16 protein-coding genes are annotated in these 15,474 nt (G+C 73.1%); 7 read left to right on the top strand and 9 right to left on the bottom strand.

From position 1 onward, the window contains the following. Nucleotides 1–200: 200 nt before the first annotated feature. Together AB0D28_RS08690 and AB0D28_RS08685 are read right to left on the bottom strand one after the other, a co-directional pair. Nucleotides 201–836, bottom strand: a complete 636-nt coding sequence (locus AB0D28_RS08690) for a hypothetical protein (RefSeq protein WP_357383659.1) — start codon at nucleotides 834–836, stop codon at nucleotides 201–203. 114 nt (nucleotides 837–950) lie between these two features. Further along, nucleotides 951–1,472, bottom strand: coding sequence for a M48 family metallopeptidase (locus tag AB0D28_RS08685; RefSeq protein WP_357383657.1), 522 nt, complete (start codon nucleotides 1,470–1,472; stop codon nucleotides 951–953). A 473-nt stretch (nucleotides 1,473–1,945) separates the two neighbouring features. Between AB0D28_RS08685 and AB0D28_RS08680 the strand changes: the two genes are divergently transcribed. The 3 genes from AB0D28_RS08680 to AB0D28_RS08670 all read left to right on the top strand — a co-directional run bounded on the left by AB0D28_RS08680 (nucleotide 1,946) and on the right by AB0D28_RS08670 (nucleotide 4,761). Then, nucleotides 1,946–2,113, top strand: a complete 168-nt coding sequence (locus AB0D28_RS08680; protein WP_007464795.1) for a DUF5679 domain-containing protein — start codon at nucleotides 1,946–1,948, stop codon at nucleotides 2,111–2,113. A 178-nt stretch (nucleotides 2,114–2,291) separates the two neighbouring features. Then, nucleotides 2,292–3,404, top strand: coding sequence for a hypothetical protein (locus tag AB0D28_RS08675; protein WP_357383655.1), 1,113 nt, complete (start codon nucleotides 2,292–2,294; stop codon nucleotides 3,402–3,404). A gap of 10 nt (nucleotides 3,405–3,414) precedes the next feature. Continuing rightward, on the top strand, nucleotides 3,415–4,761 hold the full coding sequence (locus AB0D28_RS08670; protein ID WP_357383653.1) for an AarF/ABC1/UbiB kinase family protein: 1,347 nt from the start codon (nucleotides 3,415–3,417) through the stop codon (nucleotides 4,759–4,761). A 337-nt stretch (nucleotides 4,762–5,098) separates the two neighbouring features. Here AB0D28_RS08670 and AB0D28_RS08665 read toward each other — a convergent pair whose 3' ends face one another. From AB0D28_RS08665 to AB0D28_RS08655, 3 genes are all read right to left on the bottom strand, one after another. After that, nucleotides 5,099–5,464, bottom strand: coding sequence for a WhiB family transcriptional regulator (locus tag AB0D28_RS08665; RefSeq protein WP_357383651.1), 366 nt, complete (start codon nucleotides 5,462–5,464; stop codon nucleotides 5,099–5,101). 133 nt (nucleotides 5,465–5,597) lie between these two features. Continuing rightward, complete coding sequence (locus tag AB0D28_RS08660) at nucleotides 5,598–5,852, bottom strand: hypothetical protein (RefSeq protein WP_357383649.1); 255 nt, start codon at nucleotides 5,850–5,852, stop codon at nucleotides 5,598–5,600. 129 nt (nucleotides 5,853–5,981) lie between these two features. After that, complete coding sequence (locus tag AB0D28_RS08655) at nucleotides 5,982–8,105, bottom strand: ATP-dependent DNA helicase UvrD2 (protein ID WP_357383647.1); 2,124 nt, start codon at nucleotides 8,103–8,105, stop codon at nucleotides 5,982–5,984. A 91-nt stretch (nucleotides 8,106–8,196) separates the two neighbouring features. Here AB0D28_RS08655 and AB0D28_RS08650 point away from each other — a divergent pair, with 91 nt between their 5' ends. Then, the gene (locus tag AB0D28_RS08650; protein WP_357383645.1) at nucleotides 8,197–8,439 is read left to right on the top strand and encodes a mycoredoxin; all 243 of its coding nucleotides are present in this window, start codon (nucleotides 8,197–8,199) and stop codon (nucleotides 8,437–8,439) included. A 58-nt stretch (nucleotides 8,440–8,497) separates the two neighbouring features. On the opposite strand, the gene AB0D28_RS08645 is transcribed toward AB0D28_RS08650, so the two are convergent. Then, entirely contained in the window at nucleotides 8,498–9,826 is a 1,329-nt protein-coding gene (locus AB0D28_RS08645) for an MFS transporter (RefSeq protein WP_357383643.1), read from the bottom strand. A gap of 71 nt (nucleotides 9,827–9,897) precedes the next feature. Between AB0D28_RS08645 and AB0D28_RS08640 the strand changes: the two genes are divergently transcribed. From AB0D28_RS08640 to AB0D28_RS08630, 3 genes are all read left to right on the top strand, one after another. Next, nucleotides 9,898–10,878 (top strand): helix-turn-helix transcriptional regulator, encoded by a 981-nt coding sequence (locus tag AB0D28_RS08640; protein WP_357383641.1) that lies wholly within the window; start codon nucleotides 9,898–9,900, stop codon nucleotides 10,876–10,878. A 71-nt stretch (nucleotides 10,879–10,949) separates the two neighbouring features. Beyond that, nucleotides 10,950–11,189, top strand: coding sequence for a DUF397 domain-containing protein (locus AB0D28_RS08635; protein WP_357383639.1), 240 nt, complete (start codon nucleotides 10,950–10,952; stop codon nucleotides 11,187–11,189). 196 nt (nucleotides 11,190–11,385) lie between these two features. Beyond that, the gene (locus AB0D28_RS08630; protein ID WP_357383637.1) at nucleotides 11,386–11,655 is read left to right on the top strand and encodes a hypothetical protein; all 270 of its coding nucleotides are present in this window, start codon (nucleotides 11,386–11,388) and stop codon (nucleotides 11,653–11,655) included. Nucleotides 11,656–11,798: 143 nt separating this feature from the next. Here the strand turns inward: AB0D28_RS08630 and nudC are convergent, their stop codons facing one another. Genes nudC through AB0D28_RS08615 form a run of 3 tightly spaced genes read right to left on the bottom strand, consistent with a single transcriptional unit; the run spans nucleotide 11,799 to nucleotide 15,384 of the window. Further along, nucleotides 11,799–12,746, bottom strand: a complete 948-nt coding sequence (nudC, locus tag AB0D28_RS08625) for an NAD(+) diphosphatase (RefSeq protein WP_357383635.1) — start codon at nucleotides 12,744–12,746, stop codon at nucleotides 11,799–11,801. Then, complete coding sequence (locus AB0D28_RS08620; protein ID WP_357383633.1) at nucleotides 12,743–14,077, bottom strand: pitrilysin family protein; 1,335 nt, start codon at nucleotides 14,075–14,077, stop codon at nucleotides 12,743–12,745. Before AB0D28_RS08620 ends, nudC begins: the two co-directional genes overlap by 4 nt. Continuing rightward, nucleotides 14,074–15,384, bottom strand: a complete 1,311-nt coding sequence (locus AB0D28_RS08615) for a pitrilysin family protein (RefSeq protein ID WP_357383631.1) — start codon at nucleotides 15,382–15,384, stop codon at nucleotides 14,074–14,076. Before AB0D28_RS08615 ends, AB0D28_RS08620 begins: the two co-directional genes overlap by 4 nt. Between the last annotated feature and the right edge of the window lie 90 nt (nucleotides 15,385–15,474).

Genomic DNA, 15,474 nt, shown 5'->3' with positions numbered 1-15,474 from the left:
GGCCCGCACGGATCACCGTGCGGGCCCCGTCCACGTCCCACCCCCCGCCCCGCCCGCCACCCCACCCCGCCCATCTCACCGTCGATCTTGGAGCTGTGGCGCCCAGGATGTCCCGAAGGCGGCTTCTGTCAGGTGCCACAACTCCAAGATCGACGGGGCGGGGAGCGGGCGGAGCGGGCGGCGGGCGGGGCGGGCGGCGGTCAGACGGGGCGGCCGGACAGCAGGGCCCGGGTGGCCTCCCAGCCCTCGACCGCCGGATCGAGGGCGGCCAGGTCGGCGGGGCCGCGCAGCCGGTGCCAGCCGGCGGTGACCGCCACGTCCCCCGGGCTCGGTGCCGCCCGCCGCACCTCGGTCGGGGCGGTCGTGTCCAGATCCAGCGCCGGCAGCCACGCCGGTACGGGCAGTCGCGCCGCCACCCCCAGCAGCCCGGTTCCGCTTCCCTCGGCCGGGGCCACCGCCACCGGCCGGGTGGTGAGCGGCCGCAGCAGCTTGCCGAGCGTCAGCCCGGGCAGGTCCGGCGTGTCCGCCGCCACCACCGCCACCTGGTCGTAGCCGGCTGCGCCGTCCTCGTGGACCGCCTGGTCGCCGATGATCGCCGCGAACACCGCGTTCGGCGTCGGCTCGGTCACCTCGTACACCTGGGTGCCGGGCCAGACCACGGCGTCGGCCAGCCATCGGTCCCGGGCCGTGACCGCCACCGCTGTCTCCACCTCGTTCAGGGTGGCCAGCAGGTCCACCACGTCCTCGGCGAGCGCGGCACGCCATCGCGTCGGATCGATTCCGGGCGGTGACCAGGTCACCGGGCCGAGCAGCGCCACCACCACACGTCGCGACATCCGCCGACCTTAACCCCCGCCCCGACCCGCTTCCGTGCACGATCATGAGGTTGGCGGTGACGAAGCGGACGAAACGCCGGGCCAACTTCATGATCGACCGCAAAGGCGGGATGGTCAGGGGACGGCGGCGGTGGCGGCAACGCCCTCCAGGTAGCCGCGGGCCCGCTCCGACCTCGGGTAACGGGCGACGAGCGCCCAGAACTCGGCGTTGTGGCTGGGCACGATGAGATGAGCCAGCTCGTGCAGCAGCACGTAGTCGATCACCCAGTCGGGCATGTCCTGGACGCGGTGCGAGATCCGGATGGTGCGGTCGGCGGGCGTGCAGGAGCCCCAGCGGCCGTTCTGGTTGGTGACCCAGCGGACGCTCGCCGGGGCGGCGGCCGAACCGTACTCGGTCAGGTAGCTGTCGATCAGGCGGGCGGCGCGGGCGAGCAGTTCGGCGTCCGAGCGGGCCAGGCGGCCCTCGCGGGCGGCGAGCCGGGCGAGCATCCGGTCGACCCACTCGCTCTCCTCGGCCCGGGAGAACTGGTCGGGGATCAGCACGACGACGCGCTCCCCGTCCCGGTACGCGGACACCGTGCGCCGCCGGCGCTGGCTGCGCCGCACCTCGACGACGGGCTTCCGCGTCACGGCCATTACCGGTCCGCGCAGCCTCGGTTGACTGTCACGAGGGAAAGGTAATGCGTACTGACCAGGGCTCCGCAAGAGTCAACACGACGACACGCGCCCGGAAAATGATGGTTGATTGTCCGGAGTCCGGAAAAAATTCTTTGCGACGGTAGCTGACCATCACCTGACCGGCCCTGTTCACGTTAAGTGATCTACGACGGGTGACGGCCGGCGGGGCGGCGCGAAGCGGATCTGGGTGCATTCATCCGGCGTGTCCGCGCGAAACTGACTTATCCGACGTTACTCGGCATGCACACTCTCGACGTCGACTTGCTCACAGAGTCGGCGTACAGCTGACATGGAACCGCCCAGACCTGGGTAGGGTCCGCCAACCACGGTCAGGTGACTGGCCGCGGAGAACCCCCGGCGCCGGTGCCACGCGTGGGCCGCCGCAGGGAGACCCGCCGGACACCTCCGGCGGACTAGACGAGGAGGCTACCGTGGCCGACCAGGCCCAGACCTACAACGGTTACTGCGTGAAGTGCAAGGAGAAGCGGGACTTCGAGGGGCACGTGGAGGTCTCGAAGACCGGCATGAACATGGCCAAGGGCAAGTGCCCGGTGTGCGGCACAACAGTGAACCGCATCCTGGGCAAGGCCAAGGTCTGACCCGTAGGACACACACGGGGGAGGGCGGCCGGTGGCCGCCCTCCCCCGTCGCGTAGCCGACACGGTTACCGGCTGGTTGTGGAAAACCGGCGAGATCCTGTGGACAGCACTGGCCACGGCACGCCGCACCTGTGGACAACGAGCGACGGAGCGCGTGGAGACGGTCACCATCAGTTGCGTGACCGACCCGACACCGCTCGTCCGTCCCATTCTGCTACCCGGCCTGACCCGGCTCTGGCGCGACCGGCACACGCTCCAGCTCGGCGAGCAGCCCGGCCGGGCGGTGCTGCTGGAGATGTCCTCGCCCGGGACCGCCCGCCTGCTCGACCTGCTCGACGGCACCCGCAGCGAACGCGCCGTGCTGGCCGAGGCGGGCGCCGTCCGGATCCCGCCCGACGAGGCCCGCGCCCTGCTCTACACGCTCCGGGAGGCCGGACTGGTGGTGCCGGCGCAGGCGCTGCTCCCCCGTGACCTCACCGGCTCGGCCCGGGCCCGGCTGGCCGCCGAGGCCGCCGCGCTGGCGCTCGCGTCACCCGACCTGCCCGGCACCCCGGCCCGGCTGCTGCGCCGCCGCCGGGGCGCGCGGGTGCTGGTCACCGGCACGGGACGACTCGGCGCGGCGGTCGCCGTCGCGCTGGCCCACGCCGGCGTCGGGCACGTCGTACCCGATCTGGCCGGCCCGGTGGGCGCCGGTGACCTGGCCGGGACCGGCCTGACCACCGCGGAGCTGGGCCGGCCGCTGGCCCCGGCGGTACGCGCGACGCTGGAGCGGTGCGCGCCCGGCACGGTCACCGCCCCGTTGCGGGGCACCCGGCCGGACCTGGTGGTGCAGCTCGGCGTGGACCGTCCGGCGGAACTGCTCGCCACCGGGTACGCCCGCCGACGCCAGCCCCACCTGCTGCTCGACCTGCGCGGCGGCGTACCGGTGATCGGTCCGCTGGTCCGCCCGCCCGTCGGGCCCTGCCTGCGCTGCCTCGACCTGCATCGCGGCGACCGGGATCCGGACTGGCCCGCGCTCGCCGCCCAGCTCGCCGCCGACCGGGGCGAGCGGGCCTGCGCCGTCGCCACCGGGCTGGCCGGGGCGGCCTTCGCGACGGCGGAGGTGCTGGCCCAGCTCGACGGCGCCCAGCCGGAGACGCTCGGCGGCGCGGTGGAGATCCGCGGTCCGGGTCGCGTCCGTCACCGACGGTGGCCGCCGCACCCCTCCTGCGGCTGCTGCCGGCGTCGCCCGATCCGGTCGACGCCGGTCGCTACCCGCCGCACGGCAGCAGCGGAGGCCCCGAGTCGGTAACAATGGCCGGGTGACCGACATCCCGCGCCGGGCCGTGTCCCGCACCGCCAAACTCGCCGCCCTGCCGCTCGGGTTCGCCGGTCGAACCGTCCTCGGCATGGGCAAGCGGGTGACCGGCCTCGCGTCCGACGTCATCTCCGCCGAGATCCAGCAGCGCACCGCCGAGCAGTTGTTCAGCGTGCTCGGGCAGCTCAAGGGCGGGGCGATGAAGTTCGGCCAGGCCCTTTCGGTGTTCGAGGCGGCGTTGCCCGAGGAGGTCGCCGCGCCCTACCGGCAGGCGCTCACCAAACTCCAGGAGGCCGCGCCGCCGCTGCCGGCGGCGACGGTGCACAGGGTGCTGGCCGAGCAACTCGGCCCGGACTGGCGCGACCGGTTCGTCTCCTTCGACGACACTCCGGCCGCCGCGGCGAGCATCGGGCAGGTGCACCGCGCGGTCTGGCGCGACCCGGGGTACGGGCCGGACGGCGGCCCCCTGCACCGGGACGTGGCCGTGAAGATCCAGTACCCGGGCGCCGGTGACGCCCTGCTCGCCGACCTCAAGCAGCTCTCCCGGCTCGGCGGCATGTTCCGGGCCATCCAGCCGGGGCTGGACGTGAAGCCGCTCCTGGCCGAGCTGCGCGAACGCATCACCGAGGAGCTGGACTACGAGCTGGAGGCGGAGTCGCAGCGGGCGTTCGCCGCCGCGTACGCCGACGATCCGGACATCTTCATCCCGGAGGTGCTCGACGCCGCACCCCGGGTGCTGATCACCGAGTGGGTGGAGGGCATCCCGCTGTCCCAGATCATCCGCGAGGGCACCGAGGAGCAGCGGAACGAGGCCGGCCGGCTGATGGCCGAGCTGCACCTGTCCGCGCCGGAGCGGGCCGGGCTGCTGCACGCCGACCCGCACCCGGGCAACTTCCGGCTGCTCCCGGACGGGCGGCTCGGCGTGATCGACTTCGGGGCGGTGGCCCGGATGCCGCAGGGCACGCCGGAGCCGATCGGCCGGATCGCGGCGCTGGCGCTGCGCGAGGACGCCGACGCGGTGGTGGAAGGGCTGCGCGCCGAGGGCTTCGTCAGCCGTACCGAGTCGATCGACGCCCCGGCGGTGCTCGACTTCCTCCGCCCGATGCTGGAGCCGATCGCCGCCGACGAGTTCCGCTTCACCCGGGCCTGGCTGCGCGCCGAGGCGACCCGGCTGGCCAGTCCCCGCTCCCCCGCCTACCAGCTGAGCCGCCAGCTCAACCTGCCCCCGTCGTACCTGATGATCCACCGGGTCACGCTGGGTTCGATCGGGGTGCTCTGCCAGCTGGAGGCGAAGGCGTCCTACCGGTCGATCCTGGAACGCTGGCTACCAGGCTTCGCGCCGGTGGCCTGACCAGAGCGGGCCGGCGAGCGAGAGCGCGGCCGCCGAGTGAGCACAGCGAAGGGGCGGTGACCTGTCGGTCACCGCCCCTTCTCACGATCGTTCTACAGAACGCCCAGGTCGCGGGCCGACTGACTGCGACTCCGCATGGCGACGGTACGGGCGGAACGGGTTGCCTCAGTGCTCGTGGTGGTGCGACCGGCCTGAGGCCGGCGCATTCGGGCCCTGGACAACGCTTCGTGGAGTAGTTGCATCTCGAATCCGTTCGGCATGTTCAGCATCAGAATTTCTCTCTCAGGTCGGCCGGTGGAGGGACACCGGCATCGGTCGGTTTCGGAACGTAGGTTTGTCAGGCTGCCAGCCGGACGGAGTTCCGCGACTCGGACAGCCCGCTGGCCGCCAGTCGCTCCTCCGCCTCGACCCGGAGCTGCGCGTCACGGGCGAGGTCCTCCTTGCGCGGACGGCCACGGGGCCGCTTGCGCGGGACGACCGCGCCACGCTCGAAGATCTCGCCGCCCCAGACGCCCCAGGGCTCGGCTCGCTCCACCGCCCCGGCCAGGCACTCGACGCGCAGCGGGCAGTCCCCGCAGAGCGACTTGGCCAGCTCGAGCTCGGCGGGCGAGTCGGAGAACCACAGGTCGGGGTCGAACTTCCGGCAGGGCAGGTTCGCCTCCACGTCGACGCTCACGTCGAGGGGGGCCAACGCCAGACTCATCCTCCGGTCACCTCTCTCTCACTTCGATCTCGTGGATCGCATTCCGACGTACTTCGGCGGGACAAAAAAACTGAGGCCGCGGATCCCGGTATGCGGGTTCCGCGGCCTCGAGGTGAGCCGGTGGTCTGATGGATCAGACCGGTCTACCTCGAGGTGGAACGCCGCGGACATCCGTGCGCTTCTTGGCGCCATCGATGCCCTTGCCCGCGAAGCCACTGGTCCCCTCGACTCCGGCGATCGGCGCAACGGTCAGGATCAGCTCGGCCTGAACCTGAACCTGGTGCACCTGCGGAGCCGACGGTCGAGCAGCCGGGGCCACCCGGACAGCCGACAGCGGAGCGACGGCAGACGGCATCGCCGCAAGACGCTCATAAGTGAAGATCTTCATTGGTGCCACCTCCCTACTCTCCTCGTGCCGACCGTGGACTCATCCCCTTTGAGCAGCCAGAACGGCGCCGCTCGCGAGGTGTGTCATGAGGCTATTCCTCGCCCTCGGGGGAGGGCAAACGATTTACGGCTAGTTTTCAGAAGTTTTCTGTGGGCAGACGTCGTCCACCGTGGCGCCCGCCACCAGGGCGAGCACCGTATCCCCGTAAAGCCCGACTTTTCGGGGCCCGATCCCGGCGATCGCCACCAGTTCCTCGGTGCGGCCGGGCTTCCGCTCGGCCAGCGCGGTGAGCGTGGCGTCGGTGAAGACCACGTACGCCGGCACCTTCTGCGCGCCCGCCACCCGCTGCCGCCACTCGCGCAGCCGCTCGTACAGCTCCTCGTCGATGTCCGAGGGGCAGGTCGGGCAACGGCCCAGTTTGCGGTCCGCGCCGGCGAGCAGCGTGGCGCCGCAGATCCGGCAGGAGACCACCTGCGGCCGGCGCCGCTCGGCCCGCCGTGCCGGGCCCGCGCCGCCGGCCCGCTCACCGCCGCCGGAGCGGTCGAGCTGGGGCAGGAACCGCGACGGCCGCCGGGCCCGGCCACCCGGCGAGCGCGACGTGGCGTACGACAGCCAGAGCCACTCCCGGGCCCGGGTGATCCCGACGTAGAGCAGCCGCCGTTCCTCCTCGACCTGCTCCATCGTCTTCGCGTACGTGGTGGGCAGCGTGCCCTCGGCCAGCCCGACCAGGAACACCGCGTCCCACTCCAGCCCCTTCGCCGAGTGCAGCGACGCGAGTGTCACCCCCTCGACGGTGGGCACGTGCTGCTGGGCGGCCCGCCGGGCGAGTTCCTCGGTGAACCCGGTCAGGCCGGGCTCCTCCTCGGCCTGCGCCGCGTACTCCTCGGCGAGCTGGACCAGCGCGGCGAGCGCCTCCCACCGTTCGCGCGCGGCACCGCCGGGCGGGGGCGCGTCTGGCGCCCAGCCGACGGCGGTGAGCGCCTCGACCACGGCGGTCGGCAGCGGTGTTCCCGGGTCGGCCGATCGGGTGGCGGCGCGCAGCGCGATCATCGCCTGGCGCACCTCGGGCCGTTCGAAGAACCGCTCCGCACCCTGGAGCACGTACGGCACCCCGGCCTCGGAGAGCGCCTTCTCGTACGCCTCGGACTGGGCGTTGGTGCGGAACAGCACCGCGATCTCCCGCGCCGGGGTGCCACCCGCCACGAGTGCCCGGCAGCGGGCCGCGACCGCGTTGGCCTCGGCCGGCTCGTCGGTGAAGATCCGCAGGTCCGGCTCCGGGCCGGGCCGGCGCTGGCCGTGCAGCTCCAGCCGCAGCCGCGCCTCGGCGCCCCGGGCCTGCGAGATCACCGCGTTGGCGAGCCCGACGACCTGCGGGGTGGAGCGGTAGTCGCGGACCAGCCGGACCACAGTCGCGCCCCGGTGCAGTCGCGGGAAGTCGACCAGGTACGACGAGGTGGCGCCGGTGAACGAGTAGATCGTCTGGCTGGCGTCGCCGACCACCGTCAGGTCGTCCCGGCCGCCCAGCCACGCCTCCAGCAGCCGCTGCTGGAGCGGGTTGACGTCCTGGTACTCGTCGACCACGAAGTGCCGGTACTGGCTGCGCACCTGCTCGGCGACGTCCGGGTGCTCCTCGATGCCCCAGACCGCGGCGCGCAGCATGTCCTCGAAGTCGATCACGCCGTTGCCGCGCTTGAGCCGTTCGTACGCGTCGAACACGTCGGCGACCCGGGCCGGCTCGTACGGCGTCTCGCGCAGCGCCTTGGCGGCGGCGACGACATACTCCCCCGGCTCGACAAGCGACGACTTGGCCCACTCGATCTCGGCGGCCAGGTCCCGCGCGGCGGCCCGGTCGGCGCGCAGGCCGACCTTGGCGGCGGCGAGCGTGACCACCCGCACCTTGCTGTCCAGCAGCTCCGGCATCGCCCGCCCGGCCAGCAGCCGGGGCGCGAAGTAGCGGACCTGCCGCAGCGCGGCCGCATGGAAGGTGCGCGCCTGCACACCCCGCACCCCGAGCACAGTGAGACGGCTCCGCATCTCGGCGGCGGCGCGGGCGGTGAACGTGACCGCCAGCACGTGCCGGCCGGCGATGTCGCCGGTCAGCGCCCGGTACGCGATCCGCGACGTCACCGCCCGGGTCTTGCCGGTGCCGGCGCCGGCCAGGATGCAGACCGGCCCGGCCGGGGCGGTCACCGCGGACCGCTGCTCCGGATCCAGTCCGGCCAGCACCCGTTCCGCACCTGAGTGAACGCCCACAGCAGGGAATCATCCCAGCATCGTCCGACGTTGCAGCGGTTAGCCTGGCCTGATCGGACCGGGCGCGAGTCACCCCTTGGAGGAGCAGACCATGCTGACGATGTATTCCACCCCGTGGTGCGGCTACTGCCACCGGCTGAAGTCGCAGCTCGACCGGGAGGGCATCGCGTACGAGGTGGTCGACATCGAGCAGGACCCCGCCGCCGCGGACTTCGTGATGAGCGTCAACGGCGGCAACCAGACCGTCCCGACGCTGCGCTTCACCGACGGCAGCGCCCTGACCAACCCCTCGATCACCCAGGTCAAGCAGCACCTGGCCGCGCTGCCCGGCTGATCTCCCACGACGCCGCGAGCGGCCGTACCCGGTTCGGGTACGGCCGCTCGTCGCCGTTTCAGGACCCGCCGCGGCTGAGCACCCCGTCGCCGGCCGGCCGCCGGGGCGCCGGGATCCGGACCGGCGCCGCGACCGGCGTGGTCAGCCCGCGCCCCCGCCACAGGTAGAGGCCTGCCGCCGTGGTGACGATCCCCACCACCGCGAACAGCAGCCGGTAGTCGAACACGCCGACGAGCAGCGCGCCGGTGCCGATGGAGAGCGCCTGCGGCCCGCTGACCAGGGCCTCGGACGCGGCGGTGACCCGGCCGAGCAGCCGCGGCGGCGTCCGCCGCTGGATCAGCGTGTGCAACCCCACCATGGTCAGTGGCAGCGAGAGGCCGGCCATCAGCAGCGCCACCACCCCGAGCCACAACCGGGGGTACGCGAGCGCCAGCGCGGCCGGTCCGAAGAACGTCACCCCGGCGGCCAGCGCCCCGACTTCGCCGAACCGGCGGACCACGGCGGCCGAGAACAGGCCGCCGGCCAGCCCGCCGACGCCCTGCACCATGACGAGCACGCCGACGAACGCGGCGTCGCGGCCCAGGCCCAGATCGACGTACGCGAAGATCAGCGACTCGGTGAAGCCCATCACCAGCGAGCCGAGCCCGTACCCGAGCAGCGCCCGGCGCAGCGCCGGCTCGCCGGTCAGGTGGCGCAGCCCCGCGCCCAGCTCGGACGGCCCCCGGCGGGCCGGCCGCGACGGTGTGCCCTCCTCCACGCGCAGCCGCGCGACCACCGCCGCCGCGGTGACGAAGCCGGTCATGGCGAGCAGGACCAGCAGCCACCCGCCCACGGCGGCGTACACGCCCGCCCCGGCCAGCGGCCCGATCAGGCGCAGGCCCTGCCGGACGGTCTGGAGCAGTCCGTTCGCGTCGGCCAGCAGCTCGGCCGGAACCAGATGCCGGATGAGTCCGTTGAGCACGGCGGTGAGGGTGATGTACGACAGCCCGTAGAGCGCGGCGACCACGTAGATCACCCAGACGTCGGACCGGTCCCGGACGGCCAGCAACGGCCCGAGCAGCACCGCCGCGACCAGGTTGGCGGCGATGAAGAACGGTCGCCTGCGACAGCGGTCGACCACCCAGCCGACCAGCGGGGCGAGCGCCATCGGCGCGATGACCGCGAAGATGGTCGCCCCGGCCATGCTGTCCGAACCGGTCAGGTCCTTTACCCAGACGGCCAGGGCGAGCAGCAGGACCGACTCCGCCGCCATGCTCGCGACGAGCGCGGCGAAGAGGAGACGGAAGTCGGGGCGGCGCAGGACGGTGCGCATCGGGTCCTCCACGGTCCTCTTTTTGTCACGTGACACGCCCTCGCCGGAACCTCCGACGCCGGTCGCGCCGTCCATACTGACCGTGGGGGGCGAATTTCATACAGTTACCGTCGCGTCAAGCGACGGTCGACGGGAAAGAGGACGCCGTGCCTCCTGCCGTACCAGGCCCGATTCTGCGCCGTCGCCGGCTCGGCACCGAGCTGCGCCGGCTCCGCGAACAGGCCGGTCTGACCGGTGACCAGGTCATCGAGCGGATCGGCTGGGCCTCCGCATCCAAGCTGTCCCGTCTGGAGAACGGCCGCAGTCGTCCCGACCCGGACGACGTGGACGCGTTGCTGACGCTCTACGGCGCCGACGAGGAGCAGCGCGCCGAGCTGACCGGGATCACCCACGAGGCCGGCGACATGCGCGGCTGGCTGCGCAACTTCCCGGTGATGACCCAGCAGCAGCGCGCCTTCGCCGAGCTGGAGGGCGGTTGCGCGGAGATCTCCGAGTACAACCCGGTGCTGGTGCCGGGGCTGTTGCAGACGCCCGGGTACGCCCGGCACCGGATCATCTCCGCCGCGCAGGTGGCCGCCGAGGCCGGCGACCCGGAGAGCGAGGATCCCGAGACCGAGGTACGCGCCCGGCAGGCCCGCCAGTCGCTGCTGACCCGCTCCCCGGACGTGCCCCGCTACACGGCGGTGCTGGAGGAGGCCGCGCTCGGCCGCCGGGCCGGGCCGCCGGAGGTGCTGCACGAGCAGCTCGTCCACCTGTGCGAGATGGCGCTGCTGCCGAACGTGACGCTGCGCCTGCTGCTACGGGACACCCGGGTCGGTGACTGGTACCTTCCGCCGACCGCGTTCTCGGTCTACCGGTTCGCCGATCCCCTCGATCCGGAGACGCTCGCCATCGAAGGTGGGTTCACCGACGTCATGTCGACCGAGATAAACACTCTAAATCGCTATAAAGTGGTGTTCGAGTGGCTATGCTCGTCGGCGCTCTCCGCATCGGACACCCTCTCCTGGTTGATCGAGGCGACGGGACGGCTGACCGGCACGGCAGTCGAGTCCACGGTGGCGTACGGGCCGGCAACGGCGCCGACCCAACGTCGCCGGGACTCGGGACGCCTCACCACGGAGCGGTGATCCGACCGGGACGCCGCCCGCGCGCGGGTGTCGCTCGTCCCCATCGGAGCACCTCATCAGGAGCAAGCACCATGAACGAGATCCACACCAGCACGACCGCCCTCTCGGCACGGCTCGCCGGTGCCGCCTGGCGCAAGAGCACCCGTAGCCAGACCTCCAACTGCGTGGAGGTCGCGCCGCTCGACCCCGGGCCGGCGACTGTGGCGCTGCGGGACAGCAAGGACCCGAACGGGCCGGTCCTGCTGTTCGACCGGACCGGCTGGCTCGGCTTCCTCGCCGGCACCAAGAGCGGTCAGTTCGATCTGGACTGATCCGGCGAACCACGGGGGCCGTCGGCGCGAACCGGCGGCCCCCTCACCTGTCCGCCCTCGACAACGGCACTGACCTGGGATCCCCCGATCGGTCGAGGTGGCGCGTTCCCCTTGCCGGGCGGACACATCGGCGTAACATGACGCGGGAGTGACGTGGAAGTTCCAGCGTGTAACCGCCGATTGTCCGGGGGACACCATGCGGTTCCTGATCGTCCGCACCGAGATCCGTACCGCCGCCGACGCCGACATCGCCGCCGCCTGGGCCGGCGGTCGCCGGCTGCGGGACGAGAAGAGCACGCCGGAACCCCGCCGCCAGGTCGTCCACGCCGAGGATCGGGACGCCGCCCTCCTGCTCGCCCGAGCGCTGTCCGCCGTCGGGGCGGTACGCACCGGCCGGCACCGGGTCAAGGTGCTGCCGATCGAGGAGCCCGCAGCCGGGCACCCGTACCGCTGGGACGGTGGATGACCGGACGCTGACGTCCGTCGCGGCCGGACCGGCCTCCCCCGCCGTCATCCCGCCACATCCGGCCGCGACGGCACGTGTTCCCGACCCGTGGCCGTCGCGGCAACGGCGACCCGGGTCGGGGCCGCGTCCGGCCGGCCGGGTGGTCAGCAGTGCCCGTCGAGCCAGCGGTGCACCAGGAACAACGCGATCGACGACGGCGGCGGCAGCACCAGCCGGTCTCCCCCGCCCACCGGCACCGGCTCGTCCGCGAGCGCCGCGCCGATCTCCCGGCGGGTGAACCAGCGCGCGTGCGCGATCTCGGCCAGGTCGACCCGGATCGGCGCGTCCGCGTCGGCGCGGGCCAGGAAGCCGAGCATCAGCGAGCCGGGGAACGGCCAGGACTGGCTGCCCACGTACGCGATCTCGTCGACCGGGACGCCGACCTCCTCGCGCACCTCGCGCAGCACGGCGGCCTCGGCCGACTCGCCGGGCTCGACGTATCCGGCCAGGCAGGAGTAGCGGCGCATGCCCGGGGTGCGCGGCCAGGCCGCGTTGTTGCCGAGCAGGCAGCGGCCGTCCGGGCCGTCCACCCCGTCGTGCACCAGCACGATCATGGCCGGGTCGGTACGCGGCCAGACCCGGTCGCCGCCCGGGTCGATCCGCGACCAGCCGGCCTCGTCGGCGCGGGTCGGTTTGCCGGTGGTCGACGAGTAGCCGTGCCGCAGGTGCCAGTTGAGCAGCGCCAGCGCGGTGGTGAACAGGCCCGCGTCCCGGTCGGTCATCAGATGGCCGACCTCGCGCAGGTGAGCCGGACGGGTGTCCGGCAGCGCCGGCAGCGGCCCGTCCACGGCGAAGACCGGCACGCCGTCCGGCTCGACACCGAGGAACATCGGCACCGACCGGGGCACCTCGGGCAGCTCACCGGGAGCCACCAGGACCAGCTCCGGCGGAACCGCCGCGCCCCGGACCAGCGCCCGCCCCTCGGCTGCGGAGTCGAGCACCAGCACCCGGGCCCGCTCCCACGCCTCGGTGAGCCAGGCCGGGTCGGCACGCCGGTGCGCGGCCCGGTCGAGCGTCGACCGGGCCAGCGGCGGCGCGGATTCGCCGCTCATGCCGATTCCGTACGCACCGGTGTCAGCGCGGCGAGCGAGCCGGCCACCCGCGCCGCGTCGCCGAGCACGACGGTGACCGCGCGCGCCGGCGCCAGGTAGCGGGACGCCACCTCGGCCACGTCGTCCACAGTCGCGGCGGCCAGCCGGGCGGCGTACTCGGCGAGGAAGTCCAGCCGCAGCCCGTTGCCGGCGTACGCGCTGGTCAGCGACGCGAGACCGGCCTGGGTGGACATGCCGAGCTGGAGCGTGCCGAGCGCGTACTGGCGGGCCTGCTCCAGCTCGTCGGGCTTCGGCGGCACCGTGGCCAGGCGGCCCAGCTCGTAGGTCGTCTCCACCAGCGCCGCCGCTGTCACCTCGGTGGCCACCTCGGCGCCGGCGACGAGCAGCGAACCGGCCACCGAGTGCTCCACCAGCGAGTGCGGCCCGTACGTGTAGCCCTTGTCCTCGCGGATGTTCTCCACCCAGCGAGAGGAGAAATAGCCGCCGAAGATCAGGTTGGCGAGCTGCAACGCGGCGTGGTCCGGGTGGGTACGGGGCACCGCCGGGAGCGCGAGGCGTACCGAGGACTGCACCGAGCCGGGCCGGTCGACGAGCAGCAGTGGCCCGGGTTCCAGCGGCGGCGCGGGCGGCAGCTCGGCGACGTGGCCGTCACCGCGCCACCCGGCGAGCGCCTTCTCGGCCGCGTCCAGCGCCCGCTCCGGCGCCACGTCGCCGACGAGCACAAGCACCCCGCCGGCCGGATGCACCCGCTCGGCGTGCAGCCGGCGCAACGCGGCCGGGCGGACCGCCCGGACCTGGTCCGGGTCGGGCGTCTGCACCGCGTACGGGTGCCGCCCGTACACCCGCTTGAGCAGCGCGGTGCGGGCCAGGTGGGACGGCTGGCTCTGGGCGACCTGGATGCGGTCGACCAGCCGGTCCCGTTCGGTCTCCACCCAGTCGGCCGGGTAGGTGGCGCCGGTGAGCACCTCGGCCAGCAGCTCCAGCATCCGGTCCAGCCCGGTGACCAGGCCCGCGCCGGAGAGCATCAGCCGGTCCGGGTCGAGGCCGGCGGTCAGCCCGCCGCCGACCTTCTGCAACTCGGCGGCCAGCTCGGTGGCGCTGTGCGCCTCGGTGCCGGAGAGCATGGTCTGCGCCAGCATCGCGCCACGGGCCAGGTGGGTACGCCCGAACGGCATCCACAGTCGCAGCTCGGCCAGCGGTACGGAGGAGCGGCGTACCGCGATCACGGTGAGGCCGTTGCGGAGCGTGCGCTCGGCCTGCTTGGGCACCTTGAGACGGCGGTTGGGGCCCAGCGCCGGCAGCGGCCGGACGGTGGTGGTCGGCGTACTCATCGGGAACCTCCGGCGACGACCTCGACGGACGCGCGGCGCTCGGGCCGCAGGGTGGCGGCTGCGGCGCGGACCTGCTCCTCGGTCACCTCGCCGACCAGCCGGGGCAGGTCGTTGAGCAGGCCGGGTTCGCCGCGTTGCTGTTCCAGCACCGCCATCCGCAACGCCCGGCCGAGCACCGCGTCGGTGTCGCGCAGCAGGTGGGTGGCCATCCGGGCCTGGGTACGCGCCAGCTCGCCCTCGGTCAGCCCGTCGGTCGCCAGCCGGTCCAGTTCCTCGTCCATGGTGCGCAGCACCTTGTCCACGTCGCCGCCGGGCGGCAGGTGCGCCTGGAGCAACAGCGCGGTGGGGTCGCGGACGTCGAACGGGTCGCCCATGAAGCCGAGGTACCCGCCGAGGCTGGTCACCGACCGGTCGCGCTGCACCAGCCGCTCGACCAGCCGGGAGGCGTCGCCGTCGGTGAGCACCTCGGCCAGCACCACGTACGGCAGATAACCGGCGAAGTCGCTGACCGGGTCGGGCACCCGCCACGCGCCGGCCACCGCCGGGAGCGGGGCCAGCGCGTCGGTGTACGTGCTGCGCCGCTCGGTGGTCAGGTCGGGCTCGGCGAAGTCGGGCCGCCGCGGGGCGGGCCGGGCCGGCACGTCCCCGAAGTGCCGCTCGATCAGCTTGGTCGCCTCGGCCACGTCGATGTCGCCGCTGACCGCGAGTACGGCGTTGCCGCTGGCGTAGTAGCGGCGGAAGAAGTCGGCGGCGTCGGCCACTGTCGCCGACTCCAGGTCAACGAAGGAGCCGTAGCCGTCGTGCGCGTTGGGGAAGGTGTCGAACATCACCGGGGGCAGCGTCAGCCAGGGGAACCCGCCGTACGGCCGGTTCAGCACGTTGACCCGGATCTCCTCCTTGACCACGTCGACCTGGTTGCGCAGGTTCTCCTCGGTCAGCCGGGGGCCGCGCATCCGGTCGGCCTCCAGGAACAGCGCCCGTTCCAGGGCGTTCGCCGGCAGCGTCTCGAAGTAGTCGGTGTAGTCCAGGTGGGTGGAGCCGTTGAACGTCCCGCCCGCGCCCTGGACGTGCCGGAAGTGGGCCAGCTTCTCCAGGTTCTCCGAGCCCTGGAACATCAGGTGCTCGAAGAGGTGGGCGAACCCGGTGCGTCCCTCGGGCTCGGAGCGGATGCCGACGTCGTAGACCACCGCCACCCCGATGACCGGGGCGCTGCGGTCCGGCGTGAGCACCACGCGCAGGCCGTTGTCGAGGGTGAACCGTTCGACCGGGTACTTCGTCGCTGGGATCTTCGCTCTCCGCGTCGGCACGAGATCGACACTAGCGCCTCGGTACCGGCTCCACCGCCGGTGTGCCGTGGCCCACCGTACGGCGGTGCCGGCGGCTGGCCGACCGGCCAC

It is taken from the genome of Micromonospora sp. NPDC048169 (genome assembly GCF_040652815.1).
Taxonomy (GTDB): domain Bacteria; phylum Actinomycetota; class Actinomycetes; order Mycobacteriales; family Micromonosporaceae; genus Micromonospora.
This window is presented reverse-complemented; position numbering and strand designations above follow the sequence as displayed.

Excerpts from the sequence above, each read along its gene's own strand:
- AB0D28_RS08665 (WP_357383651.1), bottom strand. The coding sequence starts at position 5,464 with ATGAGTCTGGCGTTGGCCCCCCTCGACGTGAGCGTCGACGTGGAGGCG.
- AB0D28_RS08660 (WP_357383649.1), bottom strand. The coding sequence starts at position 5,852 with ATGAAGATCTTCACTTATGAGCGTCTTGCGGCGATGCCGTCTGCCGTC.
- AB0D28_RS08635 (WP_357383639.1), top strand. The coding sequence starts at position 10,950 with ATGAACGAGATCCACACCAGCACGACCGCCCTCTCGGCACGGCTCGCC.
- AB0D28_RS08685 (WP_357383657.1), bottom strand. The coding sequence starts at position 1,472 with ATGGCCGTGACGCGGAAGCCCGTCGTCGAGGTGCGGCGCAGCCAGCGC.
- AB0D28_RS08645 (WP_357383643.1), bottom strand. The coding sequence starts at position 9,826 with ATGGACGGCGCGACCGGCGTCGGAGGTTCCGGCGAGGGCGTGTCACGT.
- AB0D28_RS08630 (WP_357383637.1), top strand. The coding sequence starts at position 11,386 with ATGCGGTTCCTGATCGTCCGCACCGAGATCCGTACCGCCGCCGACGCC.
- AB0D28_RS08620 (WP_357383633.1), bottom strand. The coding sequence starts at position 14,077 with ATGAGTACGCCGACCACCACCGTCCGGCCGCTGCCGGCGCTGGGCCCC.
- AB0D28_RS08650 (WP_357383645.1), top strand. The coding sequence starts at position 8,197 with ATGCTGACGATGTATTCCACCCCGTGGTGCGGCTACTGCCACCGGCTG.
- AB0D28_RS08690 (WP_357383659.1), bottom strand. The coding sequence starts at position 836 with ATGTCGCGACGTGTGGTGGTGGCGCTGCTCGGCCCGGTGACCTGGTCA.
- nudC (WP_357383635.1), bottom strand. The coding sequence starts at position 12,746 with ATGAGCGGCGAATCCGCGCCGCCGCTGGCCCGGTCGACGCTCGACCGG.